The following is a 25,627-nucleotide window of genomic DNA, read 5'->3' as shown; positions in this document are numbered from 1 at the left end:
CGGTCAGTCAGTCGAGCCGGCGTTCGATCGGCAGGCGGGACCGGGTGAACAGCGCGGCGCCGCCCATCGCCACCAGCGGCACCACGACCAGCGCGGCGAGCGTCACGCCGGGCACCGTCACCGGGTACGGCGGCTGCACCGGCCAGGAGTCCGCGTACCGCTGGTTGAGCGCGGCGAGGACGACCACTGCGGAGCCGAGCCCGGCGACGATGCCCAGCGCGGAGCCGAGGACCGCGATGACCCCGGCCTGGCAGAGCGACAGCAGGCGGCGTACCCGGGGATCGGCGCCGACCGCCGCGAGCGTGGACAGGTCCCGGCGGCCCTCGGCCGCGGCGAGGCCGGTGGCGACCGCGGCCGCGCCGAGCGTGATCACCCCGGAGGCCACCGCCAGCAGGAGCAGCATCGGGCGCTGGTCCGATGGCGGGTCGGCGGTCGCCACCTGCGCCGACATGGGCCCGATGTCGAACAGCTCGTCGGTCAGCATCTCCATCTGCCGGTCGTCGGCGGGCGAGCCGGCGGTGTCCAGCAGGTAGCCCAGCGGTACGGCGGACAGGCCGAGCGCGTCGGCGGCGGCGGGGGAGAGCACGAGCCGGTCGACGGTGAGACCGCCGCGCAGCGCGTACCCGGGCAGGAGACGCCCGGTGGGCGGGCCGCCGGAGTTGTAGTTGACCTCCACCCGGACCTGCCCGTCCACCACCCGCCGGGCGTCGGTGACCACGACGCCGCCGGCGGCGAGCGTCCGGCGCGCGGCGGCCAGCTCGTCGGCGGGCGCGCCGGTGAGCGGGGCCAGCGCGGCGCCGTCGTCCACGAGCGCCGGCAGGTAGACGTCGACCGGCTCCTGGAAGGGGCTCACGCAGCGCGGATCGCGCCGGGCCGAGTCGGGGACCGGTTCGGAAGAGGTGTACGGGCAGCGCTGCTCCGGCGGAACGAACGCGTACACGGCGCAGTCGTCCTTCTCCCGGACGCTGCCGGCGCAGCCGGGGATCGCGACGGGCGTCACCGTGGCGTCGGGCAGGACCGTGCGGACCCGGGTGGCGACGGCGTCGGCCGACGGCGGGTCCGCCGGGATGTCGCCGGAGTGGGTGAGCAGCACGTTCCCCGGCGGCAGGCCCGGCTGCCAGAGTTCCCGGGAGCGGGTCTCGTCACTCGCCACGTAGACGCCGATCGCCACGCTTCCGGCGACCGCCGCCATCACCGCGGAGATGGCGGGCGCGGCCGACGACCGGTTGCGGCTGGCGTCGCGCAACGCGAGCCGGGGCGTCAGCGGCAGCAGCCGGCCGGCCCGGCCCAGGACGCCGACGAGCGTCGGCGTGCAGAACACCAGCCCCAGCTCGCCCAGGGCGACGCCGGCCAGCACACCGGTCTGCGAGGTCCGGCCGGCGGCGAACGCGGCGATCGCGGTTCCGGCGACGGTGAGCGCCAGCCCGATCAGCAGCCAGCGGCGGCGGGGCCGGCTCGCGTCGCGCCGGCCGGCCAGGCCGGTCGCCACGTCCTGCCGGGCCGCCGTCCAGGCCGGGGCCATCGCCGCCAGCACGCCGGCCAGCACCGCCGTCGCGGCGATCGCCAGCAGCGCGGTCGGGAAGATCCGGTACGCCCCGAGGCGCTCCCCGAGCACGTACTGCTCGACGATCGGCCGACCGGCGAACGCCGCGCCGATGCCGAGCAGCAGGCCGAGAGCAGCCCCGCCGGCGCCGAGCACCACCCCGTCGGCGAGCACGATCCGGCGCAGGTGGGAGGCGTCGCCACCGGCCACCGCGACGAGCGCGAGGTCGCGCCGCCGGCGCCGGACGCTCACCGCGAAGGCCGGGCCGACCAGCAGCACCACCTCGAGCAGGCCCAGCCCGCCGACCACTCCGACGACGCCGGCCTCGTCGGCGTCCGGTACGCGCATGCCGCGGGAGAACTCGTCCCGTCCGGGCAGGCGGTCGCGGGCGACGACCTGGACGCCCTGCGCGTTCAGCCGGTCGACCAGTCCCGGGTCCAGCGGGCCGGGCAGGTCCACCAGCCAGGTGTCGCTGCCGGCCGCGCCCTCCGGGGACACCCCGGGCAGCGTGATCACGTCCCGGAGGTTGTCCGGGTACTCCACCACCCCGACCACCCGGTAGGTGGTGCCGTCGACGGTGCGTACCGGGTCGCCGATGCGGGTCTCCAGCCGGCGCAGCGCCGTCGGGCTGACCGCGATCTCGTCGGGGCGCACCGGCGGACGGCCGTCGCGTACCCGCGCCAGTGGCCGGGTGAGCGGGTCGGTCAGATCCACCGCGCGCGCCTCGATCGATTCGACGTGCCGGCCCACCCGCGTCGAGAACGTCATCCACCAGCGGGCGCGGGCCAGCCGGCTGCCCTCGGGCAGCAGCGCGCGCACCTCCTCGGCGGTCGCCGGACGGGTCCGGCCGACCCATTCGCCCTGGACCGGCCAGGCCGACTCGCCCCAGGCGTCCTGCGTCACCGGCACCAGGCTGTCCCAGCGCAGTGCGACGTCGGCACCGCCGAGCTGGCGCTCGATGCGCTCGGCGCGGGTCAGGTCCGACATGTCGTAGCTGACCGCGGCGAAGCTGAGGCCGAGCACCGGCAGCGCGATCATCACCAGCACCAGCAGCGTGCGCCGCCGGGACCGCCGGGCCTCCCGGCGGGCGATCCGCAACGCGGTCCGCCACGACCCGCGTACGGCGGCGAGGCGGCTGCCGGTCACCGGATGCTGCCGCTGAGCAGGTGGTCGACGCCGATCAGCGGTGCGGTCGAGTCGACCATCACCCCGTCGCGCAGGAAGACCACCCGGTCCGCCCAGCCGGCGTGCCGGGCCTCGTGGGTGACCAGCACCCCGGCCGCCCCGGCGTCCACCCGGCGGCGCAGCAGGTGCAGCACCGCCTCACCGGTCTGCGAGTCCAGCGCGCCGGTCGGCTCGTCGGCGAGGACCAGGCGGCGTTCCCCGACGAGGGCCCGGGCGATCGCCACCCGCTGCTGCTGGCCGCCGGACATCTGGTCCGGGAAACGGTCGGCCAGATCCTCCAGGTCGACCTCGCGCAGCGCGTCGAGGGCCGACTGGCGGGCCGCCCGCACGCCGGTGCCGTCCAGTTCCAGGGGAAGCGCCACGTTCTCCACGGCGGTCAGGCTGCCGAGCAGGTTCAGGTCCTGGAAGACGTACCCGATCCGGCGGCGCCGCAGCCGGGCCAGCTCGCGGGCGGAGAGCCCGACGAGCGCCTCGCCCTCGACCACCACCTCGCCGCCGGTGGGCCGGTCCAGGCCGCCCGCGAGCGCCAGCAGCGTGGACTTGCCGGACCCGGAGGGGCCCATCACGGCCACCAGCTCACCGGCCCGCACGGTCAGGCTCACGCCGCGCAGCGCGTGCACGGCGGCCTCGCCGGCGCCGTGGGTCCGGCGGACGTCCCGCAGTTCCAGCACCCCGTCGATCGGGTCCATCAGCGCCTCCCGTGCCGGGTCACCGGCGGGCTTCGTCGCCGGCCCGGTCCACCGCCTCGGGGTGGTCGACCGCCCGGATCGGTGCCGGACGGTGCCGGACCAGGCTCGTCTCGCAGTGGTCGAGCCACCGCACCTCGGCCTCGGTCTGGAAGATCATCGCGTCCAGCACCAGCCGCCAGGGTAGATCCTCCGGCTTGTCGCTCGTGTACTTCAACCGGGTGAACTCCTGAAGCGCGCGCATGGTGGCGGTGCGCTGGGTCTGCACCACCGACCGCACGTCGACGCCCGGGGTGGTCAGCGCCAGCGCCAGCTTGATCGACAGCTCGTCGCGGGGCCGGTCGGCGCGGCTGATCGGCGTGGCGAACCACAGCGCCAGGTCCGCCCGTCCGGCGTCGGTGATCTCGTACGGCCGCTGCCCGCTCTCGTTCTCCGGCAGCGGGCGAACCAGTCCGTCGCGTTCCAGCCGGGCCAGCGTCGTGTAGACCTGTCCGATGTTCAGCGGCCAGGTCGACCCGGTCGACTCCTCGAACGCGGCACGGAGCTGGTAGCCGTACATCTGGCCGCGTTCGAGCAGGGCGAGCAGGCCGTGACGGATGGACATGACCGCGAGTATGCATACCTGGTATGCGCAACGCAACCGGAGGGTTCCGCCGGGTGACCGGCGTCGCGCTCAGGCCGGTCGGCCCGGGAACGGAACCGTGACCGGCGTCACCCCCGCCGTACGACGCCAGCGGGTGGCGCGCAACGCGCAGTCGGTGAGCGCGGCGAGCGCCGTGTTCCGGTCCGCGCCGGTGGTGTGCGGCAGCGCGGCCCGCCAGTGCCCGGCCGTGCGCTCCTCCACCTCCACCGCGAGGCGCAACGCGCTCGCGCGGTCCGTCACCGGGTAGGGCAGCGCGTATCCGGCCCGGTCGGCGGGCACCTGCCCGGAGCCCTCGGCCAGTTGCAGCAGCAGCGCGTCGCGGCGGGACCGGTGAGCCGCCTCGGCGGCACGGGCCGCGGTGCGCGCCGCCTCGGTCAGGTGCACGCCGATCACCCCGTACGCCCAGACCGCCGCGTACTCGGCGGCGAGCGCGTCGGCGAGGGCCGCGGCCGGGCCGGTCGTCGGGTTGGTCATGCTGCGCCAACCGGGCATGAACTCACGGCCCTCGCTCCGCTCGGTGCGTTCGTTCACTTGAGGGCCTCCACGTGTGTGGCCCGCGCGGCGGCGATCGAGCCGAGCAGCGCGGCCCGCTCGGCCGGCGCGGCGGCGCACGCCTTGGCCGCGTTCGTCCGGCCCTCCTGCTCGGCCCGGCGCAGCTCGGTGAGCACGGCGTCGGGCGCGGGCGCGCTCGCCGAGCCGGCAGCAGCCGGTGCGCCGGAGGGTGCCGGCCGGCCGATCACGCGGCGTAGCTCCTCGGCGTGCGCCCGGTGCGCGTCGGCGATCGGGGTGAGCCGGCCGGCCAGCGCCGGGGCGGCGGTGGCGGCGGCCCGGTAGCGGGCCTCCAGCGCGAGCGCCTCGGCGGCGAGCGGCTCCAGGGCGTCCGGCGCCGGTGGCTCCTTGTCACGGTCGAAAAGATCACAACCGGTCAGCGGCGCCGTGGCGCCGCCGAGCGCCACGAGCCCGCCGGCGCGCAGCAGCCAGCGCCGGGAATGCCCCGCTCTGACCTGGTCGGATGGTGTTCTGCCGATCCCCACCTGACAGAGTCAACACCATCCGCGCCGCCTCGTGGGGCAGGGTCTCGGTGCGCCGCCGGGTCCGTCGGCGGCCACAAGCGTTACGCTCTGCGCAACCACCGGGCGCGGACGCCCCGGTGGCGCGCCGGTATGGCGGGCCGATCGCCCGCACCGGCCCGGGACAACACGGCCCGCGGGTCGTGGCAACAGCAGGAGAGGTGCGCGCAATGACGCAGCGTGGCCGTGCCACCCGGTCGACGGGGCCCACCGGGCGGCCCCGCCGGTCCGACGGGCCCCGCGGCACGGACCGGAGCGGCGCACCTCGCGGCGATCTCGCCGCCCGCCGCAACCGGCTGCGCGAGGTGATCGAACCGGTCGTCACCGCGGCCGGTTACGACCTGGAGGACCTCTCCGTCTCCCGCGCCGGCCGGCGGCACGTGGTCCGGGTGATCGTGGACGCCGACGGCGGGATCAACCTGGACGCCGTGGCGGACGTCTCCCGCGCGGTCTCGGCGGCGCTGGACGCGGCCGAGGAGGCCGGCGGCGACATCGTGGCCGGCGAGTACCAGCTGGAGGTCAGCTCGCCCGGCGTGGACCGCCCGCTCACCCTGCCCCGGCACTGGCGGCGCAACGCCGGGCGGCTGGTCAAGGTCACCGTCCGCGGCGACGCGGGGGACCGCCAGCTCACCGGCCGGATCACGGCCGCCGACGACGAACGTGTGGTGCTGGAGACCGACGCCGGCCCCGCTGAACACCCGTACGCCGAACTCGGTCCCGGCCGGGTCCAGGTGGAGTTCAACCGCCTGGACGACCTGGCCGACGAGGACTTCGGTGACGACACCGACGACGACGAAGATCTGGAGGACGAGGAGAGGTGAACATCGACCTCGCGGCGCTGCGCGCCCTGGAGCGCGAGCGGGAGATCCCGTTCGACACGATCCTCGCGGCGATCGAGACCGCGCTGCTGACCGCCTACCGGCACACCGACGGCGCCGAGGCGCACGCCCGGGTGGAGATCGACCGCAAGAGCGGGGCCGCCTCGGTCTACGCGCAGGAACTGGACGCCGACGGCACGGTGACCCGGGAGTGGGACGACACCCCGCACGACTTCGGGCGGATCGCCGCCATGACCGCCAAGCAGGTGATCCTCCAGCGGCTGCGGGAGGCCACCGACGAGGTGCACTTCGGCGAGTACGTCGGCCGCGACGGTGACCTGGTCACCGGCGTGGTGCAGGCGCACGAGACCCGCCGCGAGAAGGGCATCGTCAGCGTCGACCTCGGCAAGCTGGAGGGCGTCCTGCCGCAGTCCGAGCAGGTCCCCGGCGAGCGGTACGAGCACGGCGAGCGGATCCGCTGCGTGGTCGTGCACGTCGCCAAGGGCATGCGCGGCCCGCAGATCACGCTGTCCCGCTCGCATCCCGCGCTGGTGAAGAAGCTGTTCGCGCTGGAGGTGCCGGAGATCGCCGACGGCACCGTGGAGATCGGCGCGATCGCGCGTGAGGCAGGTCACCGTACGAAGATCGCCGTACGCTCGACCACGTCCGGCGTCAACGCCAAGGGCGCCTGCATCGGCCCGATGGGCCAGCGGGTCCGGGCCGTGATGAGCGAGTTGCACGGCGAGAAGATCGACATCATCGACTGGTCGGACGACCCGGCCACCTTCGTCGGCAACGCGTTGTCGCCGGCCAAGGCGCTGCGGGTCGAGGTGGTCGACCTGGCCTCCCGTACCGCCCGGGTGACCGTGCCGGACTTCCAGCTCTCGCTCGCGATCGGCCGGGAAGGGCAGAACGCCCGCCTCGCGGCCCGTCTGACCGGTTGGCGCATCGACATCCGGTCCGACGCGGAGACCGCGGCCCCGCAGAGCCGGGGCGGAGCTGATCACGTCCCGGAGCCGGGCGGCGCGATCTCCGGCGGCTAGGGGTAGACTTACTCAGTGGCACGACGCGCGATTCCGGAGCGCACCTGTGTGGGCTGCCGGAAACGAGCGCCGGCCAGCGAGTTGTTGCGGGTCGTCGCGATCGGTGACGAGGCTGGTCACACCAGTCTCCGGCCCGATCCGGCCCGCAGACTGCCGGGTCGGGGAGCGAACATGCACCCTGATCCGGCCTGCTTCGCGCAGGCGGTGCGTCGCCGCGCCTTCGGGCGGGCACTGCGCCTCACCGGGGTCCCCGACCACGGTGCGCTTGCGGAGCACGTCGACGCGCAACCCCCGACGACCGGTCAAGCCCGACCGGTCGAGGGTCGCTAGCAAGGTAGGACGACCGACATGAGCACACGATGAAGTCCCTGAAATGACCAGGCTTCAAGTGCAGGAGTGAGGTCGCTGCGGGTGCTGCCCGCACGACCTCGGAGTGAGGAGTGCAGTGGCAGGAAAGGCCCGCGTACACGAGCTTGCCAAGGAGCTCGGGGTCGAAAGCAAGACCGTTCTCGCCAAGCTCAAGGAGATGGGCGAGTTCGTGAAGTCCGCGTCCAGCACCGTCGAGGCGCCTGTCGCCCGGCGGCTGCGTAGCGCGTTCGTAGCCGGTTCGTCGGCGCCTGCCGGCCCGCCGGCTGCCGCGCCCAGTGGCCCGGCGCCGACCCCGACGCCCACCCCGACCCCGGGTGCCCCCCGGGTCTCGGCCAAGCCGATGCCGCCCCGGCGTCCGGCCGCGCCGACCCCTGGACCGAAGCCCAAGGGCCCGGTCCCCGGCCCGCCGCAGCCGGCGACTCCGGTCGCCAAGCCGGCGAGCGCGCACGACATCGAAGTGGCGGCAGCCGAGGCGCGTGCCGCCGCGCTCAAGGCTGAGCAGGAGGCCGCGGTCAAGGCCGCCCAGGCCGCCCGTCAGCAGCAGCGCGAGACCGTACGCCGGGAGCCCCCGGCCGAGGGCGGCGCTCGCCCGGGTCCGCGTCCCGGCCCGAACGCCATGCCGCCGCGTCCGGGTTCCCCGGCCGCCGGTCGTCCCGGCGGTCCGGGCCAGGGTCAGGGCCCCGGTGCCCGGCCCGGCGGTCGTCCGCCGGCGCGCGGCGCCGGTAACAACCCGTTCGGCATCCAGGGCGGCCAGCAGCAGCGGCCCCCGGCCGCCGGTGCGGGCGGTCCCCGTCCCAGCCCGGCCGGCATGCCGCCGCGGCCCAGCCCGGCGTCGATGCCGCCGCGGCCGAGCCCGGCCTCGATGCCGAGCCAGCGCCCGACCACCGGCCGCCCCGGCGGCCCCGGTGGCGGTCGTGGCGGACCCGGCGGAGGCGCCGGTCGTCCGGGCGGTCCCGGCGGCGGTGGCGGTGGCTACCGCGGTGGACCCGGTGGTGGCGGCGGTGGCGGTGGCTACCGCGGCGGTCCCGGTGGTGGCGGCGGTGGCTACCGCGGCGGTCCCGGCGGCGGTGGCGGTGCTCCCGGCGGTGGTTTCCGTCCGGGTGGCCCGGTCGGCGGCGGTGGCCGTCCCGGCGGCGGTGGCCGTGGCCGTGGCGGTGGCGCGGCGGGTGCCTTCGGGCGTCCCGGCGGCCGGCCGACCCGCGGTCGCAAGTCCAAGAAGCAGCGCAGACAGGAGTTCGACAACCTGTCGGCCCCGACCATGTCCTCGGGCGCGCCCCGCGGTCAGGGTCAGGTCGTCCGGTTGTCCCGTGGCGCCTCGCTGTCGGACTTCGCCGACAAGATCAACGCCAACCCGGGTTCGCTGGTCCAGGAGATGTTCAACCTGGGCGAGATGGTGACGGCGACCCAGTCGTGCTCCGACGAGACCCTGCAGCTGCTGGGTGAGCACCTCGGCTTCGACGTGCAGATCGTCAGCCCGGAGGACGAGGACCGCGAGCTGCTCGCGCAGTTCAACATCGACCTCGACGCCGAGGTCGCGGAGGACCGCCTGGTCAGCCGTGCGCCGGTCGTGACCGTCATGGGTCACGTCGACCACGGTAAGACCAAGCTGCTCGACGCGATCCGTAAGGCGAACGTGGTGGCCGGCGAGGCGGGTGGCATCACCCAGCACATCGGCGCCTACCAGGTCCACGTCCCGCACGAGGGCGAGGACCGCGCGGTGACGTTCATCGACACCCCGGGTCACGAGGCGTTCACCGCCATGCGTGCCCGTGGTGCCCAGGTCACGGACATCGTGATCCTGGTGGTCGCGGCCGACGACGGCGTCATGCCGCAGACCATCGAGGCGCTCAACCACGCCAAGGCGGCGGACGTGCCGATCGTGGTCGCGGTCAACAAGGTCGACAAGCCCGAGGCGAACCCGGACAAGGTCCGCCAGCAGCTGACCGAGTACGGCCTGGTCGCCGAGGAGTACGGCGGCGACACCATGTTCGTCAACGTGGCGGCCAAGCCCGGCATCGGCATCGAGGAGCTGCTCGAGGCCGTGCTGCTGACCGCCGACGCGTCGCTGGAGCTGACCGCTCCGATCGACGGGCCGGCGCAGGGTGTCGCGATCGAGGCGCACCTGGACAAGGGCCGTGGCGCGGTGGCGACCGTGCTGGTGCAGAAGGGCACCTTGCGTGCCGGTGACTCGATCGTCGCCGGTGGGGCGCACGGCCGCGTGCGGGCCATGCTGGACGAGAACGGCAAGCCGGTCGACTCGGCCGGTCCGGCGCGTCCGGTCATGGTGCTGGGTCTGACCACGGTGCCGGGTGCGGGTGACACCTTCCTGGCCGCCGAGGACGACCGCACCGTGCGGCAGATCGCCGAGCAGCGTCAGGCGCGGAGGCGGGCGGCGTCGTTCGCCAACTCCCGTGGCCGGGCCACTCTCGAGACGCTCATGGAGCAGCTCAAGGAGGGCGAGAAGACCTCGCTCAACCTGGTGCTCAAGGGCGACGTCTCCGGTTCCGTGGAGGCGCTCGAGGACGCGCTGTTCAACCTCGACATCCCGGAGGAGGTCCAGCTTCGGATCATCCACCGGGGCGTGGGCGCGATCACCGAGAGCGACGTCATGCTCGCGAGCGCCTCGTCCGAGGCGGTCACGATCATCGGCTTCAACGTGCGGGCCTCGAACAAGGTCCGCGAGATGGCCGACCGCGAGGGCGTGGAGATCCGGTACTACACCGTCATCTACCAGGCCATCGAGGAGATCGACGCCGCGCTCAAGGGTCTGCTCAAGCCGGAGTACGAGGAGGTCGAGCTGGGCACCGCGGAGATCCGCGACGTCTTCCGCTCCTCCAAGATCGGCAACATCTCCGGCTGTATCGTCCGGTCCGGCCTCATCCGCCGCAACGCCAAGGCGCGGCTGCTGCGGGACGGGGCGGTCGTGGCGGACAACCTCACGATCAGCTCCTTGAAGCGGTTCAAGGACGACGCGACCGAGGTCCGCGAGGGCTTCGAGTGTGGTCTGACGCTGGGCGGCTACAACAACGTCCAGGTCGGCGACGTCATCGAGACGTTCGAGATGCGCGAGAAGCCGCGCGCCTGACAACCACGCGTACGACCGGTCGACGGCCGGGGCCTTCGGGCCCCGGCCGTCGCCGTTTCCGCAGGCTGCGACAATTTCCGGCGTGATCCGGTACGCGCTGCTCCTCGCCCCCTCCGCCAACCGCGTCTACGCCGACGCGGCGGCCCGTCTCGCGTGTGCCGAACTGGCCGTGTTCGCCGGTTCCGGCGTACTGGGCGTGGCACCGGGCGACGCGGAGGTGACGAGGATCGGCGGGGTGGAGTACCTGACGTTCGCCACCGCCGAGCCCGGGCTGGGCGAGCGGGACCTGGCCCACCTGGCGAACCTGTCGGCGGCGTACGCGTTGTTCGAACGGGTCGGTGACGACCTGTTGCGGCCGGTGCCGCTGCGCCCGCTGGCCCGGTACGACTCCGACCTGATCACCATCCCGAAGTACGCCGGCAAGACCAACGAGCAGTTCACCCGGCTGCTGCTCAACGTCACGGTGCTCGCCTCCGCCGCCGCGCCGCGGATGCTGGACGGGCCGGTGGTGGTGCTGGACCCGCTCTGCGGCCGGGGCACCACGCTCAACCAGGCGCTGATGTACGGCTACGACGGCATCGGCATCGAGCGTGACAGTCAGGACGTGGAGGCGTACGCGGCGTTCCTGCGTACCTGGCTGCGCCGCAAGCGCCTCAAGCACACCGCCGAGTCGACGTCGGTGCGCCGGGACCGCAAGCTCGTCGCCCGCCGCTTCGAGGCCGTCGTCGCACCGTCGCGGGACGAGCACCGGGCCGGGGCCACCCAGCGCGTCACCGTGCTCAACACCGACACCACCCGGGCCCGCGAGGCGTTGCGCGCCCGCTGCGCGGACGTGATCGTCACCGACGCGCCGTACGGGGTGGCGCACGGCAGCCGTACCGGCCAGGGGTTGTCCCGCAGCCCGCTGGAGCTGCTCACCGCCGCCGTGCCGGTGTGGCGGGAGCTGCTGCGCCCGGGTGGCGCGATCGGGCTGTCCTGGAACACGCACGTCGCGCCGCGGGCGCAGGCGGAGGCGGTGCTGACCGACGCGGGGCTGCGGGTGCTCGACGGTCCCGGCTTCGGCGACTTCGCGCACCGGGTCGACCAGGCGATCGAGCGGGACGTGCTGGTGGCGGTCGCGCCTTAATCGCGTGCCGGTCCGGGCCGCCCGGCGTACCGTTGCTCGCCGTGTATACCGGAACCGCACTGTTCGACCTGTTGCTCCCGGGTGACTCCCGGTCCCTGAAGGCCAAGCGGTCCTACGTCCGGCCGATCGTCGCCGCGCTGCGCAAGTTCGAGGTCTCCGCCGCCGAGGTGGGGGCGCTGGACCTGCACGGCCGGGCCGAGATCGGGGTGGCGGTGGTGGCCGCCGAGCCGGCTCACGTCCGCGAGGTGCTCGACTCCTGTGAGCGGCTGGTCGCCGCCCGTCCGGAGACCGAGCTGCTGTCGGTACGCCGTCGCCTGCACGGCGCGGACGACTGACGGCGCGTCGCGCCGCACTCCGGCCGTGCCGCGCGACGCCCGGCCGGGCGCGGGTAGTGTTCTTCAGCGTTGGGCGGTCGGACCCGGCGGCGCCCACGCGCCCGCCGTCTCCGGCCGACGGCCCGGGTCGCATGATGATCCGGCGTCGTCATGGGTACAGGTGATCCCGGAGGTGGGGGACATGACGGATCAGGCAAAGGTTCGCCGGCACGCGGAGCGCATCCGGGAACTCGTCGCGTCGGTGGTGCGCAGCCAGATCAAGGACCCCCGGCTCGGCATGATCACGATCACCGACGCCCGGATCACCGCCGACCTGCGCGACGCCACCGTCTTCTACACGGTGCTCGGAGACGCGGCGGCCCAGGCGAGCACCGCCGCCGCGCTGGAGAGCGCCAAGGGCATGCTGCGCAGCACCGTCGGCAAGGCGCTCGGGCTGCGGCACTCGCCGACGCTCACCTTCGTCCTCGACGACGTGCAGGACCAGGTCAAGCACATCGACGACCTGCTGGCCGCCGCGCGTACCGCCGACGCCGAGGTGCAGCGGCTGGCCGCGAAGGCCTCGTACGCGGGCGAGGCCCAGCCGTACCGGGTCGAGGACGACGAGGACGCCTCCGCCGACAACGAGGACGAGGACGACGACGAGCCGCGCGCCGGCGACCGCCGGTGACCGAGGCCGCCGGGCCCACCGAGACCGCGTGGGCGTCCGCCGTCGCGGCGGTACGCGACCTTCCCGCCGGCGCGCGGGTGCTGCTGATCTGCCACGTGAACCCGGACGGGGACGCGCTGGGCAGCATGCTCGGCTTCGGGCTGGGCCTGCGCCGGCTCGGTGTCCGCGATCTCCAGGCCACCTTCCCCGGCCCGCCGGAGGTGCCCGAGCCGTTCCGGTGGATGCCCGGCATGGATCTGCTGGTGCCGCAGGACGACGCGTACCCGGCTCCGGACCTGGTGATCTGCTTCGACGCGGCGAGCGAGTCCCGGCTGGGCGACCTGGTCGACCGGCTGGACACGGCGGGCACGTCGCTCGTGCTCGACCACCACGCCTCGAACAGCGGGTTCGGCCGGATCAATCTGGTCGACCCGCACGCCGCCGCGACCTCCGTGGTCGCGCTGGAGCTGCTGGACCGGCTCGGCGTGATGCTGGACGCGGAGATGGCGACCGGGCTGTACGTCGCGCTCACCACGGACACCGGCTCGTTCCGCTTCGAGGCGACCACCCCGGCCGTGCACGAGACGGCAGCGCGCCTGGTGGCCACCGGCATCCGGCCCGGGGACATCTCCCGGCGGATCTTCGACACCCGCCCGTTCGGTGCCGTCCGCCTCTTCGGCGAGGTGCTCGGCCGGGCCACGCTGGAACCGGCGGCCGCCGCCGGGCACGGCCTCGTCTGGACGTACGCGACCCGCGACGACCTGATCCGCCACGAGCAGCCCGCGTACGTGCTGGAGGCGCTCATCGACTCGGTGCGCTGCACCGCCGAGGCGGACGTGAGCTGTGTGGTGAAGCAGGCCGGCGAGGCCGAGTGGGCGGTGTCGCTGCGCAGCAAGGGCGCGGTGGACGTGAGCCGGGTGGCGGTGGCGCTCGGCGGCGGCGGGCACCGGTTCGCGGCCGGCTTCACCGGGCGGGGATCCCTCGACGAGGTGGTCGGGCGGATCCGCGCCGAGCTGGCCACCGGCACGCTCTAGCCCTTCGGGCTGGAATTGCCCCGATATTTCTGCCGCGCCGAGGTGCGGCGGCGATCTGAAGTGTGAGCCGATCGGCGGCATTTCCGGGGATCACGACGCGTGCCGGGCTTTCCGCCGTCCGTGACGCTGGGGACAATCGGGTGATGGATCATCCCCGTGAGCTCACCGTCGAGGCGCCCCGGGCCTGGGACCGGCCGGTCGTCTCCGTGCCGGTGCTGATCTGCCTGTCCCTGGTCGGGGGGCAGATGCCGTCCTTCTCGACCGCGGCGAACCTCTACATCCTCACCACCGGCGGGGGGTTGATCTGGGTCGGCCTGAGCAACCGGGTGCCCCGGCGTCCGGCGCCGCGCCGGCTGCCGTCGGTCGCGCTGTGGTGGCTGGTCCCGGTGACCGTCTTCGGGGTCTTCGAGGGGGCGACGTTCGTGGCGGCGGCGGGCGACGACTTCCCCACCCTCTCCCGGCTGGCCGATCCGCTGCTGGAGGACAACCTGGTCCGTTCGGCGGCCTGGTTCGCGTGGCTGTCCGCGTTCTGGGGACTGGTGCGCCGATGATGCGGGCACTGGCGATCGGCGGGTTCGGAGTCTCGATCGTGCTGTTCGCCGTCGTCGAGTGGGCCGCGCGCCGGGAGGGCTCGCGGATCCCGTCGCTGGCCGACGTCTGCGCGTTCGTGATGCGGTACGAGGTGGGCCCGGTGCCGGTCGGCCGGATCGGGCTGTTCGGTTTCTGGTGGTGGCTGGGCTGGCACTTCCTGGCCCGCTGACCGCCCCGCCGGGCCGGGACGACGAGGTTGATCTTCCGCATTTCGGGAACTGTGGGCAGTATCTGGAAAGTGAACGTTAATTTGGGTGCGGGACCGGCGCTTCGCGGCGCTGGTCACGGGCGGTGGTGCCGCACCCGGCGTCGCCTCCCTCCAGGGTCGGACCGACCCGGGCTCCCGCTGCCAGGCGAGCCGCTCCGGTGATCCCGGACCGCTGCCGGGCGCTCAGCCGCCGACGACTTCCGGTCGCGGCGCGATCAGTCGTCGCGCCGATCCGGAGCGCCGGGCGCCCGTAGGACCGCCACGTCCCGGTGGTCCGCACCCTGGAAGGACCTCAGATGCCCAGCAAGCGCAAGCCGCAGACCGAGACCACCACCGACGAGGCGCGCGAGCAGATGCGCCGCGCGCTGCAGACCTCGATGGACACCCGTCAGTGACGTACGCCGTCCGGCGGTGACGCCGGCCGGGCCGCACCCGCAGCCCGGCGCCGGCGTCACCGCCGCGCGGGAACCCGCTTCCGCGCTACCGTCGCCCGGTGCGACGCATCCTCGTGGTCGGCAGCTCCGGCGCCGGCAAGAGCACGCTCGCCGGTGAACTGGCCCGGCGACTCGACCTCCCCCTGATCCACCTCGACCGGCACTACTGGCGCCCCGGCTGGACCGCGTCGGCCCCGGCTGACTTCCGCGCCGAGGTGGCAGCGCTCGCCGCCCGCCCGGCCTGGGTGATGGACGGCAACTACGCGAGCACCCTCGACCTGCGGTTGCCCCGCGCCGACCTGCTGGTGCTCTGCGACACCTCCCGGCCGCGTTGCCTGGTCCGGATCGTCCGCCGCCGGTGGGCACATCGCGCGGCGCCCCGCCCCGACCGGCCCGAGGGCTGCCCGGAGCGGCTCGATCTCGACTTCCTGCCCTCCGTCTGGCGCTACCCCCGTGACTCCCGGCCCCGGGTCTTCGCCGCGCTCGCCGAGCACGCCCCGGCACTGCCGGTGCGCCGCCTGCGCGGGCGGCGTGACACGGCCCGCTTCCTGGCCGGTGTGGGTAAGTAGCCCCCTGCCTTGCGGACCTTACTGGGCGCATGCCAGGATCGGCGGCGATGAGCACCACCGCCACCCCCGTCACCGCCTCGCCGCGGCGGATCGCCGCACTCGCGCTGCCCGCCCTCGTGGTGCTGGCCGCCGAGCCGCTGTACGTCCTCGTCGACACCGCCGTGGTCGGTCACCTGGGCCGGGTGCCGCTGGCCGCGCTCGCGGTCGGCGGCACGGTCATGACGCTCACCGCCTGGGTCGGCACCGTGGTCGCGTACGGCACCACGGGCCGCTCGGCCCGCCGCTTCGGAGCGGGGGACCGGGCCGCCGCGGTTGCCGAGGGCGTGCAGGCGTCCTGGCTCGCGCTGGCCACCGGAGTGCTGGTGGCGGTCGCCATCGGCATCGGCGGGGGCGCGCTGGCGCGTACCCTCGTCGGCGGCCACGGCGAGGTGGCCGACGCCGCCGCCGGATGGCTGCGGGTCGCGGCGCTCGGCGCGCCCGGACTGCTGCTCGCCGCCGCCGGCAACGGCTGGCTGCGCGGCATCCAGGACACCCGCCGCCCGCTGCTGTTCGTGCTCGGCCCCAACCTGCTCTCCGCGGTGCTCTGCCCGCTGCTGGTCTATCCGGCCGGGCTCGGCCTGGTCGGCTCGGCGGTGGCGAACGCGATCGCGCAGACGCTCTCCGGCGTCCTGTTCGCGGGCGCGCTGGTGCGCGAGCGGGTCTCGCTGCGGCCCCGGCCCCGGGTGATCGGCCAGCAGCTCGTGCTGAGCCGGGACCTGCTCGTGCGTGGTGTCGCGTTCCAGGCCAGCTTCCTGTCCGCGACAGCGGTAGCGGCCCGGTTCGGCGCCGCCGCGGTCGGCGCGCACCAGATCGCCCTGCAACTGTGGTTCTTCACGGTGCTGGTGCTCGACGCCCTGGCCATCGCCGCGCAGTCGCTCGTCGGCGCCGCGCTCGGCGCCGGCGACGCGGCCGGCGCGCGGTTCCTGGCCCGCCGCGTCGCGCTGCTCGGCGGGCTGTGCGGCGTGGCCTTCGCGGTGCTCATCGCCGCTGGCGCCGGCGTGGTGCCGTCGTGGTTCAGCTCCGATCCGCAGGTACGCGAGCAGGCCATGACGGCCTGGCCCTGGTTCGTCGCGCTCCAGCCGATCGGTGGCGTGGTGTTCGCGCTCGACGGGGTGCTGATCGGCGCGGGCGACGTGCGCTACCTGCGGAACCTCACCATCGTGTGCGCGTTCGGCGGGTTCCTGCCGGCGATCTGGCTGGCCTACGCGTTCGAGCTCGGGCTGGGCGGGATCTGGGCCGGGCTGATGCTGTTCGTGGTGCTGCGGCTGGCCGGCCTGCTGCTGCGGGTGCGTTCGGGCGCGTGGGCGGTGACCGGCGCGGTGCGCTGACGCCGGTCAGCAGGGCTGGAACGAACCGGGGCCGCCCATCCACGGCTCGACCACGAAGAAGCCCGCGCTCAGCCGCGCGCAGTCGACGTTGCTCGTGCTCGCCTGAGCCGAGACGAGCCAGAGGCCGCGCTTCGCCGCCGGCAGCCCGTCGGGGTGGGGGACCTCCCAGACGACCCGGTCGCGGATGGTGGCGATTCCGGCCCGGCCCGGCGTCGTCCGCGGCACGTCGAACGCGTACATCCAGACGTACTCGGTGGTGATCCGCAGGATCGGCCGGCCGTCGTCGCCGGTGACGGCCCGGTAGCGCATCTCACCCCGGACCCGGATCTCGTCGGCGCGGTCCTGCGAGCCGATCCGGGTGGCGTAGTTGAGGAACGACGAGTCCTCGAAGTCGGTACGCGTCTGCGCGCGCGAGGCAGGCGCCAGCAGCGCCAGGAACGGCTCCGTGTCGCCGAGGATCATGGACAGGTCGAGCCGGGCCTGGATCAGCGCGGCCCGGACCTGGCCGAGTGCCGTGGCCACCTGGCCGGCGGTGAACGGCGGTCGCGCCGTGGCCTGCGGCAGGACGATCCCGGCCGCGCCGATCGCGAAGTCCGCGCCGAGTGTGCCGGCGAAGAGGTCGCGCGGCTCGCCCACCCGGCTGAGCGGAACCGGAGACGGGCTGGCCGAGGCCGAGGCCGCGGCGGCGGTGCCGGACCGTACGCGATCGACGGTGACCCGGCCGATCACGGCCGTGCCGCCGATCAGCACCAGGGCGAGCACCACCACGAAGGCGACGTGGCGCTTGCCGCGCTGCCGGGACCAGACCATGCGGAAGCGCTCGGCGCGGGTCAGCGGGACGTGCGTGTCCGCGCCGGTCATCCAGCTCGGCAGCCGGATCTCCTCGCCCCGGGAGGCGACGGCGTAGGGATCCGGCTCGGGTGGGGTGGTCCCGTCTTCGGTGCTCATGCGGCGTTCCAGAGGGGGCGCAGGGGCAGGGGGCGCATGATCATTGCACCCGGCCGCCGATCCCGCTGTCCCGTTCCGTGCCGGTCAGATCCGGCCCTGCCGGATCGCCCACGCGAGGTAGAGCATGCCGACGACCAGCAGCGTCGCGGTCACCAGGACGAACACGAACGACCCGATCGCGGCCATCGTGGGATGCCGCTCGCCGAATCGGGTCCGGCCCTGCCAGGCCCAGATCCGGCGGCGCGCCGCCGCCAGCGCCGGTACGCCGTCGACCAGGTCGGACAGGCGGCGGCCGAGGGTACGGCGGGGCGGCTCCGGATTGCGCATCCAGTCCGGCAGGTCGACCCGGGCACGGTGCGGTGGCGGGGCGTCGCTCATCGAAAGGCTCCCATCGAGGGCGGTGTGGTGAGACGGGCGGGTCAGCAGGTGTCCGGCAGGTCGACTGTCTTGTCCGGGTCGAAGACAGCGTCCGGGTCCGGGTCGGCCGGCCCGCCGAGCGAGGGCTTGCCGAGCGCGAGCAGCCCCTTGTCCAGCGCGACGCAGTCGATGTTGGAGGCGTACGAGTCGGCCCGCTCGATCCACAGACCGACGGAGCCGGTGGTCACGTCGGCCGGGTGCGGGGTGCTCCACCTCACCGTGTCGTGGACCACCACCACGCCGGCGCCCGGGGCGGGGCGGGCGGTGGAGAAGGCGTACGCCCAGACGAAGTTCGTGGTCACCTCGAGGATGCGGATGCCGTCCCGGTCCTTCGTCGCCCGGTAGCTGATCCGGCCCTTGACCCGGGGCTGGTCGGCGGTGAGCCGGGCGCCGGGGGCGAGCCGGGTCGCGTAGGTGCTCGCCTCGCCGGTGGGGAAGTCGTCGCGCACGCCGGCCCGCGCGTCCGGGGCGAACTGGCGGACCAGCCGCTCCGGGTTCTTCGCGGTGAAGAACGTGCGGTCCAGCCGGGCGGTCACCAGGGCCTTGCGAACCTTGGTCAGCGCGTCGGCCACCTGCTTCTCGCTGAACGCGCCGGTCCGCTTGGCCCGGGGCAGCGCGATCCCCGCCGTACCCTCCGGGAAGGCGGACGCCGGGGTGCCGTCGAACGGACCGGCGGCCGGTGGCGGCGAGGCCGACGAGGAGGCCTGCTCACCGACCGGCAGGCTGACCGTGGGGTGTTCGGCGGCCGGCTCGCGCCAGCGCTGGAAGCCCTGGTAGCCGACGCCCCCGACGAGCCCGAAGAAGGCGAGCAGCGCCAGCACGACCACGCCGCCGAGCAGCTTGCCGGAGTGCCCGCCGAGCGCGATCCGCAGGCGGTCGCCGCGGCCCGGCTCGACCTCCGGCGCGGGCCGGCGCAGCCACTCGGGCACCCGTCCCAGGTCGTCCTCCGTCGGACGATCGGTGGCGTACGGATCGGAGGCGGAACGGTGATCGGTCATCGGACTTCCCGGGCAGACGGGGCGCTGGCGCACGATCTTGACACCCGGCCGAAGCAGGGCGGTATCCCCCGCAGGGAGGAGCGGCGCCGTCTGGCAGGCTTGGCGGTCGTGAGCACAGACGGTCTGATCGTGGTCGACAAACCCGGCGGCATGACGTCGCACGACGTCGTGGCCCGCATCCGGCGGCTGGCCCGTACCCGCCGCGTCGGTCACGGCGGCACGCTGGACCCGATGGCCACCGGCGTGCTGGTGATCGGGGTGGGCCGGGCGACCCGGCTGCTCACGTACGTGATCGGCGCCGGCAAGAGCTACGCCGCGACGATCCGGCTGGGGCAGGCCACTGTCACCGACGACGCCGAGGGCGAGGTGGTCGCCACCACCCCGGCCGGCGCGGTCACCGACGACGGGGTACGCGCCGCGCTCACCGCGCTCACCGGCGAGATCGACCAGGTGCCGAGCGCGGTCAGCGCCATCAAGATCAATGGACAGCGGGCGTACAAGCGGGTCCGCGACGGTGAGGCGGTCGAGCTGCCCGCCCGCCGGGTCACCGTGTCGCGGCTGGACGTGGTGGAGATCCGCCGGGACGTCCCGGACGTGGTGGACGTGGACGTGGACGTGACCTGCTCGTCCGGGACGTACATCAGGGCGCTGGCCCGCGACGCGGGCGCGGCCCTCGGTGTCGGCGGTCACCTCACCGCGCTGCGCCGGACCGCTGTGGGCGGGTTCACGCTCGCCGAGGCGGCCACGCTCGACCAGCTCGAGGAGCGCGCGCCGGACGTGGTGAACCTGCCGCTGGACGCCGCCGCCGAGCGGTTCTTCCCGCGCCGGGACGCCACCGCCGACGAGGCCCGGGTGCTGTCCCACGGCGGGCCGCTGGCGCCGGCCGGGATCACCGGGCCGTACGCCGTCTTCGGCCCGGCGGGCGGGCTGATCGCTATCGTCAGCGAGCGGGACGGTCGGGCCCGCGCGGAGATCGTGCTGGCCCCGGCCTGAACGGCGCGCGGGCGGACAGGGGAGGAGACGGCATGCAGCGGTGGCGGGGGTACGAGGCGGCGCCCGGCGGCTGGGGACGCTCGGTGGTCACCATCGGCGTCTTCGACGGCGTGCACCGGGGGCACCAGGCCACCATCGGTCACGCCGTGGCGCGGGCCCGGGAACTGGGCGTCAAGTCGGTGGTGGTGACGTTCGACCCGCACCCGGCCGAGGTGGTGCGCCCGGGCTCGCACCCGGCGGTGCTCACCGAGCCGGCGCGCAAGGCCGAGCTGATCGAGGCGCTCGGCGTGGACGTGCTCTGCGTGGTGCCGTTCACCGTCGAGTTCTCCCGGCTGCCACCCGAGGCGTTCGTGCACGACGTCCTGGTCGAGCACCTGCACGCCGCGCTCGTGGTGGTCGGGGACAACTTCCGGTTCGGGCACCGGGCGGCCGGGGACGTGCCGCTGCTGGAACGTCTGGGCCGCACCTTCGGGTTCGCCGTCGAGGGGGCCCCGCTGGTCGCCGAGGCGGGGACGGTCTTCTCCTCCACGTACATCAGGTCCTGCGTCGACGCGGGCGACGTGGGCGCGGCGGCGGCGGCGCTCGGCCGCCCGCACCGGGTGGAGGGCGTGGTGGTCCGCGGCGACCAGCGCGGACGTGAGCTGGGTTACCCCACCGCCAACCTGCTGACCCACAGGTACGCGGCGGTGCCCGCCGACGGCGTGTACGCGGCCCGTCTGGTCCGCCGTGACGGGGAACCGCTGGCGGCGGCGGTGTCGATCGGCACCAACCCGACGTTCTCCGGCCGGGAGCGGCGGGTGGAGGCGTACGCGCTGGACTTCACCGGCGACCTGTACGGTGAGCGGCTGGCCCTGGACTTCGTGGCGCACCTGCGTGAGCAGCGGACATACGACGCGGTCGAACCGCTGGTGGCCCAGATCGCCGAGGACGTGGAGCGCACCCGCCGGGCGGTGCTCTGACCCGCGCGGAGCGACCTTGACCGGCCGTCCGTCCCGAGGGCTGGTAGGCTGACGGAGACGTCGGCTGACCGACGGGGGCCTCGCGTGCCTGCACGACGCCGCGGGTGCGAGGAACCGGTCCGTTGCACCGGTCACCACGACCGCTCCGGACCTCATCGAATGACCCACGAAACAGGGAGAACATGGCGCTCGACCAGGAAGCCAAGGCCAAGATCCGCCAGGAGTACGCGACCGCCGAGGGCGACACCGGCTCGCCCGAGGTGCAGGTCGCGGTCCTGACCAAGCGGATCGCGGAGCTCACCGAGCACCTGAAGGTGCACAAGCACGACCACCACAGCCGCCGTGGGCTGCTGCTGCTGGTCGGCCGGCGCCGCCGGCTGCTCAACTACGTCCAGAAGAAGGACATCAACCGCTACCGGTCGCTCATCGAGCGGCTCGGCCTGCGCCGATGACCTGACGGGGGAGTGGCCGCCTGGCTGCTCCCCCGTTGCAGTACCACCGAAGAACCCGGCCGCGCGACACCCGAAGAGGGAGCCGGTCAGCACCGGTCTCCGGTAGTGGCCCCCGGGAACCCCGGCACGACGCCGGCCTCCCCGGGCGCTTCGATCGAAGACCGGCCGCCTGAGCAGTTCCCGTGTCGTCGGCCGACGACGCGAAGGAGCACCACAGCACATGACCGAGACCAACCTCGGCACCGAATCCCGCACCGCGGTGATCGACAACGGGTCCTTCGGCACCCGTGAGATCACCTTCTCCACCGGCCGTCTGGCCCGCCAGGCCGCCGGCTCCGTCGTCGCCCAGCTCGGCGAGACGGTCGTCCTCTCCGCCACCACGGCCGGCAAGCAGCCGCGCGAGTCGTTCGACTTCTTCCCGCTGACCGTGGACGTCGAGGAGCGGATGTACGCCGCGGGCCGCATCCCCGGCTCGTTCTTCCGCCGCGAGGGCCGGCCCAGCGAGGACGCCATCCTCACCTGCCGGCTGATCGACCGGCCGCTGCGCCCGTCGTTCGTCAAGGGCCTGCGCAACGAGGTCCAGGTCGTCGAGACGGTGCTGGCGCTCGACCCGCAGCACCCGTACGACGTGGTGGCGATCAATGCCGCCTCGATGTCGACCAAGCTCTCCGGCCTGCCGTTCTCCGGCCCGATCGGCGCGACCCGGGTCGCGCACGTCGACGGCCAGTGGGTCGCCTTCCCGACGCTGGAGGAGCTCGAGCGGGCCACCTTCGACATGGTCGTGGCCGGCCGCACCCTGCCGGACGGCGAGGTCGCGATCATGATGGTCGAGGCCGAGGCCACCCCGAACGCCGTGACCCTGATCTCGGGTGGCGCGACCGCGCCGACCGAGGAGATCGTGGCCAGCGGCCTGGAGGCCGCCAAGCCGGCCATCCGCGAGCTGTGCCGTGCGCAGAGCGAGCTGGCCGAGGTGGCCGCCAAGCCGGTCGCCGAGTTCCCGGTCTTTCTTGACTACTCCGACGACGCGTACGACGCGGTGGCCGAGGTGGCCCGCGCCGAGGTCGCCGAGGCGCTGAAGATCGCCGGCAAGGCCGACCGCGAGGAGGCCCTGGACCGGATCAAGGCCAAGGTCGCCGAGGAGCTGACCGGCCGGTTCGAGGGCCGCGAGAAGGAGCTGTCCGCCGCGTTCCGGTCGCTGACCAAGTCCGAGGTCCGCAACCGGGTGCTGCGCGAGCAGGTCCGCATCGACGGCCGCGGCCCGCGTGACATCCGTCCGCTGTCCGCCGAGGTCGGCGTGCTGCCGCGGGTGCACGGCTCGGCGCTGTTCGAGCGCGGCGAGACCCAGATCCTGGGCGTCACCACGCTGAACATGCTGCGCATGGAGCAGATGGTGGACACGCTGTCCCCGGAGAACCGCAAGCGCTACATGCACAACTACAACTTCCCGCCGTACTCGACCGGTGAGACCGGCCGGGTCGGCTCGCCGAAGCGGCGCGAGATCGGCCACGGCGCGCTCGCCGAGCGGGCGCTGCTCCCGGTGCTGCCCTCGCGCGAGGAGTTCCCGTACGCCATCCGGCAGGTCTCCGAGGCGCTCGGCTCCAACGGCTCCACCTCGATGGGTTCGGTCTGCGCCTCGACGCTGGGCCTGCTCTCGGCCGGTGTGCCGCTGAAGGCGCCGGTCGCCGGCATCGCCATGGGCCTCATCTCCGACGAGGTCGACGGCAAGACCCAGTACGTGACGCTGACCGACATCCTCGGCGCCGAGGACGCGTTCGGCGACATGGACTTCAAGGTCGCCGGCACCCGTGACTTCGTCACCGCGCTGCAGCTCGACACCAAGCTGGACGGCATCCCGTCGGACGTCCTGGCCGCCGCGCTGCAGCAGGCGCACGAGGCCCGGCAGACCATCCTCGACGTGATGCAGCGGGCCATCGAGGCGCCGGCCGAGATGTCGGACTACGCGCCGCGGGTCACCACCGTGAAGATCCCGGTCGACAAGATCGGCATGGTGATCGGCCCGAAGGGCCAGACCATCAACGCGATCCAGGACGAGACCGGCGCCGAGATCTCCATCGAGGACGACGGCACGATCTACGTCGGCGCGACCAACGGGCCGGCGGCCCAGGCCGCTGTGGACCGGATCAACGGGATCGCCAACCCGACGCTGCCCAAGGTCGGCGAGCGGTTCCTCGGCACCGTGGTGAAGACCGCCGCGTTCGGCGCCTTCATCTCGCTGCTGCCGGGCCGCGACGGCCTGCTGCACATCTCCAAGGTGGGCGACGGCAAGCGGGTCGAGAAGGTCGAGGACTACCTCAACGTCGGCGACAAGGTCGAGGTGGAGATCGCGGACATCGACGCCCGCGGCAAGATCTACCTGGACAAGATCCGCCCGGAGGGCGCCGAGGCGCCGGCCGAGGGCGCGGCCGGTGGCGGCGACCGTCCGTCGGGCCGGGACCGCGGCGGCGACCGTGGCCCGCGTGACCGGGGCGACCGTGGTGACCGTGGCGAGCGCCGCTCCGAGGGTGGCGAGCGCCGCTCCGAGGGTGGCGAGGGCGGCGGCGAGTCCCGTCCGCGCCGCCGGACCCGGCACAGCTGATTCACCGACCGGCCCGGGTGACGTCCGCGTCACCCGGGCCGGCCCACGGCTCCAGGTCGCCCGCGCGAGCTGGAGCCGTCGTACGTCCCGCCGTTCCTCGTCATCCGGAGAGCAGGTTCTCGTGAGTTCGTCAGGCGCCTCGACGGGACGGGGGGTGGCGCCGATCGGCTCGGCGGCCCGCGCGGTCACCCGTACGCTCAGCGACGACCCGCTCGGCGGCACCGTCCGCCGTACCGTGCTGCCCAGCGGGCTGCGGGTGCTCACCGAGGCGATCCCGGCGATGCGCAGCGTGTCGTTCGGCATCTGGGTGGCGGTCGGCTCGCGCGACGAGACCGGCACGCAGGCCGGTGCCGCGCACTTCCTGGAGCACCTGCTGTTCAAGGGCACCAACAAGCGCAGCGCGCTGGAGATCTCGGCGCAGATCGAGGCCGTGGGCGGCGAGACGAACGCCTTCACCACGAAGGAATACACCTGCTACTACGCGCGGGTGCTGGACGAGGACCTGCCGCTGGCCATCGACGTCATGTGCGACCTGGTCGCCGACTCGGTGCTGGCCCCCGCGGACGTGGAGACCGAACGCGGCGTCATCCTCGAAGAGATCGCCATGCACGACGACGAGCCCGGCGACGAGGTGCACGACCTGTTCGCCCGCGCCGTCTACGGCGACCACCCGCTGGGCCGGCTCATCTCCGGCACGGAGGAGACGGTCACGCCGATGACCCGGCGGCAGATCCAGAGCTTCTACCGCCGCCGCTACACCGCGCCGCAGATCGTGATCGCCGCCGCCGGCAACCTCGACCACGCCGCCGTGGTCAAGCTGGTCCGGCAGGCGCTGCGCGGCACCCCGCTGGACACCGACCCGGCGTCGCCCGCGCCGCACCGGTCGGCCACCCCGGCGGTACGCACGAAGCCGGCCACCACGCTCGTCGAGCCGAAGGAGACCGAGCAGGCGCACGTCATCCTCGGCTGCCCGGGGATCGACCGCACCGACGACCGGCGGTTCGCCCTCGGCGTACTGAACAACGTGCTCGGCGGCGGCATGTCCAGCCGGCTGTTTCAGGAGATCCGGGAACAGCGGGGCCTGGCGTACTCGGTCTACTCCTACGCCAGCCAGTACGCCGACAGCGGCGTGTTCGCCGTCTACGCCGGTTGTGCGCCGGGCAAGGTGGACGAGGTGCTGGACCTGACCCGTGCGGGGCTGGCGCGGGTGGCCGCCGAGGGGATCACCGAGGCGGAACTGACCCGCGGCAAGGGGATGAGCAAGGGCTCGTTCGTGCTCGGGCTGGAGGACACCGGCTCGCGGATGAGCCGGCTCGCCAAGGGCGAGCTGCTCTACGGCAACCTGATGCCGGTGGACGACCTGCTGTCCCGGGTGGACGCCGTGACGCTCGACGACGTGAACGCGCTCGCCGCCGACCTGCTCGGACGGCCGATGTCCCTGGCGGTGGTCGGCCCGTTCGACTCCGGCAGCTTCACGGTCACGGGCTGAGCGGCCTGCCGGTCCGCCGGACC

Annotated in this window: 24 protein-coding genes and 1 pseudogene; 17 read left to right on the top strand and 8 right to left on the bottom strand. The window is 74.0% G+C overall.

Annotation, left to right across the window (positions count from 1 at the left end; all coding sequences use genetic code 11):
- Nucleotides 1-7 precede the first annotated feature (7 nt).
- The 5 genes from O7604_RS02215 to O7604_RS02195 form a co-directional block, all read right to left on the bottom strand.
- Nucleotides 8-2,689, bottom strand: a complete 2,682-nt coding sequence (locus O7604_RS02215) for an ABC transporter permease (RefSeq protein ID WP_281578723.1) — start codon at nucleotides 2,687-2,689, stop codon at nucleotides 8-10.
- The gene (locus tag O7604_RS02210) at nucleotides 2,686-3,417 is read right to left on the bottom strand and encodes an ABC transporter ATP-binding protein (protein ID WP_269701378.1); all 732 of its coding nucleotides are present in this window, start codon (nucleotides 3,415-3,417) and stop codon (nucleotides 2,686-2,688) included. The genes O7604_RS02215 and O7604_RS02210 overlap by 4 nt, the downstream gene beginning before the upstream one ends.
- A 19-nt stretch (nucleotides 3,418-3,436) precedes the next feature.
- Nucleotides 3,437-4,018 carry a PadR family transcriptional regulator gene (locus O7604_RS02205; RefSeq protein ID WP_013284661.1) on the bottom strand — a complete coding sequence of 194 codons (582 nt, stop codon included), beginning with the start codon at nucleotides 4,016-4,018 and terminating at the stop codon, nucleotides 3,437-3,439.
- Between the two features lie 69 nt (nucleotides 4,019-4,087).
- Nucleotides 4,088-4,531, bottom strand: a complete 444-nt coding sequence (locus O7604_RS02200; protein ID WP_281580027.1) for a ferritin-like domain-containing protein — start codon at nucleotides 4,529-4,531, stop codon at nucleotides 4,088-4,090.
- Nucleotides 4,532-4,584: 53 nt separating this feature from the next.
- Nucleotides 4,585-5,034, bottom strand: coding sequence for a hypothetical protein (locus tag O7604_RS02195; protein WP_281580026.1), 450 nt, complete (start codon nucleotides 5,032-5,034; stop codon nucleotides 4,585-4,587).
- Between the two features lie 263 nt (nucleotides 5,035-5,297).
- On the opposite strand from O7604_RS02195, the gene rimP reads away from it, so the two are divergent.
- The 12 genes and pseudogenes from rimP to O7604_RS02135 all read left to right on the top strand — a co-directional run bounded on the left by rimP (nucleotide 5,298) and on the right by O7604_RS02135 (nucleotide 16,752).
- Nucleotides 5,298-5,948: a ribosome maturation factor RimP gene (gene rimP, locus O7604_RS02190; RefSeq protein ID WP_269701374.1), complete on the top strand. Its 651-nt coding sequence runs from the start codon at nucleotides 5,298-5,300 to the stop codon at nucleotides 5,946-5,948.
- Entirely contained in the window at nucleotides 5,945-6,988 is a 1,044-nt protein-coding gene (nusA, locus tag O7604_RS02185; protein WP_269701372.1) for a transcription termination factor NusA, read from the top strand. The genes rimP and nusA overlap by 4 nt, the downstream gene beginning before the upstream one ends.
- A 15-nt stretch (nucleotides 6,989-7,003) precedes the next feature.
- Nucleotides 7,004-7,340: pseudogene (locus O7604_RS02180) on the top strand (YlxR family protein).
- A gap of 93 nt (nucleotides 7,341-7,433) precedes the next feature.
- Nucleotides 7,434-10,442 carry a translation initiation factor IF-2 gene (gene infB, locus O7604_RS02175; RefSeq protein WP_281578722.1) on the top strand — a complete coding sequence of 1,003 codons (3,009 nt, stop codon included), beginning with the start codon at nucleotides 7,434-7,436 and terminating at the stop codon, nucleotides 10,440-10,442.
- An 82-nt stretch (nucleotides 10,443-10,524) separates the two neighbouring features.
- Entirely contained in the window at nucleotides 10,525-11,568 is a 1,044-nt protein-coding gene (locus tag O7604_RS02170; protein WP_281578721.1) for an SAM-dependent methyltransferase, read from the top strand.
- 41 nt (nucleotides 11,569-11,609) lie between these two features.
- Nucleotides 11,610-11,903 (top strand): DUF503 domain-containing protein, encoded by a 294-nt coding sequence (locus O7604_RS02165; RefSeq protein WP_013284668.1) that lies wholly within the window; start codon nucleotides 11,610-11,612, stop codon nucleotides 11,901-11,903.
- 181 nt (nucleotides 11,904-12,084) lie between these two features.
- The gene (gene rbfA, locus O7604_RS02160) at nucleotides 12,085-12,570 is read left to right on the top strand and encodes a 30S ribosome-binding factor RbfA (RefSeq protein ID WP_281578720.1); all 486 of its coding nucleotides are present in this window, start codon (nucleotides 12,085-12,087) and stop codon (nucleotides 12,568-12,570) included.
- Nucleotides 12,567-13,583 carry a bifunctional oligoribonuclease/PAP phosphatase NrnA gene (locus O7604_RS02155; protein WP_281578719.1) on the top strand — a complete coding sequence of 339 codons (1,017 nt, stop codon included), beginning with the start codon at nucleotides 12,567-12,569 and terminating at the stop codon, nucleotides 13,581-13,583. Before rbfA ends, O7604_RS02155 begins: the two co-directional genes overlap by 4 nt.
- A 143-nt stretch (nucleotides 13,584-13,726) precedes the next feature.
- The gene (locus O7604_RS02150) at nucleotides 13,727-14,134 is read left to right on the top strand and encodes a hypothetical protein (protein WP_281578718.1); all 408 of its coding nucleotides are present in this window, start codon (nucleotides 13,727-13,729) and stop codon (nucleotides 14,132-14,134) included.
- Nucleotides 14,134-14,343, top strand: a complete 210-nt coding sequence (locus O7604_RS02145; protein ID WP_175438725.1) for a DUF6186 family protein — start codon at nucleotides 14,134-14,136, stop codon at nucleotides 14,341-14,343. Before O7604_RS02150 ends, O7604_RS02145 begins: the two co-directional genes overlap by 1 nt.
- Before the next feature lie 532 nt (nucleotides 14,344-14,875).
- The gene (locus tag O7604_RS02140; RefSeq protein WP_281578717.1) at nucleotides 14,876-15,385 is read left to right on the top strand and encodes an adenylate kinase; all 510 of its coding nucleotides are present in this window, start codon (nucleotides 14,876-14,878) and stop codon (nucleotides 15,383-15,385) included.
- Between the two features lie 47 nt (nucleotides 15,386-15,432).
- Nucleotides 15,433-16,752, top strand: coding sequence for an MATE family efflux transporter (locus O7604_RS02135; protein ID WP_281578716.1), 1,320 nt, complete (start codon nucleotides 15,433-15,435; stop codon nucleotides 16,750-16,752).
- 6 nt (nucleotides 16,753-16,758) lie between these two features.
- Here the strand turns inward: O7604_RS02135 and O7604_RS02130 are convergent, their stop codons facing one another.
- The 3 genes from O7604_RS02130 to O7604_RS02120 all read right to left on the bottom strand — a co-directional run bounded on the left by O7604_RS02130 (nucleotide 16,759) and on the right by O7604_RS02120 (nucleotide 19,115).
- Nucleotides 16,759-17,700 carry a hypothetical protein gene (locus O7604_RS02130; RefSeq protein WP_281578715.1) on the bottom strand — a complete coding sequence of 314 codons (942 nt, stop codon included), beginning with the start codon at nucleotides 17,698-17,700 and terminating at the stop codon, nucleotides 16,759-16,761.
- A gap of 84 nt (nucleotides 17,701-17,784) precedes the next feature.
- The gene (locus tag O7604_RS02125; RefSeq protein ID WP_269701357.1) at nucleotides 17,785-18,078 is read right to left on the bottom strand and encodes a hypothetical protein; all 294 of its coding nucleotides are present in this window, start codon (nucleotides 18,076-18,078) and stop codon (nucleotides 17,785-17,787) included.
- Between the two features lie 41 nt (nucleotides 18,079-18,119).
- Nucleotides 18,120-19,115, bottom strand: coding sequence for a hypothetical protein (locus O7604_RS02120; protein WP_281578714.1), 996 nt, complete (start codon nucleotides 19,113-19,115; stop codon nucleotides 18,120-18,122).
- Between the two features lie 108 nt (nucleotides 19,116-19,223).
- On the opposite strand from O7604_RS02120, the gene truB reads away from it, so the two are divergent.
- From truB to O7604_RS02095, 5 genes are all read left to right on the top strand, one after another.
- Entirely contained in the window at nucleotides 19,224-20,108 is an 885-nt protein-coding gene (gene truB, locus O7604_RS02115; protein WP_281578713.1) for a tRNA pseudouridine(55) synthase TruB, read from the top strand.
- Nucleotides 20,109-20,140: 32 nt separating this feature from the next.
- On the top strand, nucleotides 20,141-21,067 hold the full coding sequence (locus O7604_RS02110; protein WP_281578712.1) for a bifunctional riboflavin kinase/FAD synthetase: 927 nt from the start codon (nucleotides 20,141-20,143) through the stop codon (nucleotides 21,065-21,067).
- 182 nt (nucleotides 21,068-21,249) lie between these two features.
- Nucleotides 21,250-21,519 carry a 30S ribosomal protein S15 gene (rpsO, locus tag O7604_RS02105; RefSeq protein WP_013284678.1) on the top strand — a complete coding sequence of 90 codons (270 nt, stop codon included), beginning with the start codon at nucleotides 21,250-21,252 and terminating at the stop codon, nucleotides 21,517-21,519.
- Between the two features lie 220 nt (nucleotides 21,520-21,739).
- Complete coding sequence (locus O7604_RS02100) at nucleotides 21,740-24,115, top strand: polyribonucleotide nucleotidyltransferase (RefSeq protein WP_281578711.1); 2,376 nt, start codon at nucleotides 21,740-21,742, stop codon at nucleotides 24,113-24,115.
- A gap of 121 nt (nucleotides 24,116-24,236) precedes the next feature.
- The gene (locus tag O7604_RS02095; RefSeq protein WP_281578710.1) at nucleotides 24,237-25,604 is read left to right on the top strand and encodes a pitrilysin family protein; all 1,368 of its coding nucleotides are present in this window, start codon (nucleotides 24,237-24,239) and stop codon (nucleotides 25,602-25,604) included.
- The last annotated feature ends 23 nt before the right edge of the window (nucleotides 25,605-25,627 follow it).

Origin of the sequence: Micromonospora sp. WMMA1947 (assembly GCF_027497355.1) — a bacterium.
In the GTDB taxonomy this organism is placed as follows: domain Bacteria; phylum Actinomycetota; class Actinomycetes; order Mycobacteriales; family Micromonosporaceae; genus Micromonospora.
The sequence above is the reverse complement of the archived record's forward strand: the minus strand, read 5'-3'. Positions and strand labels throughout refer to the sequence as shown.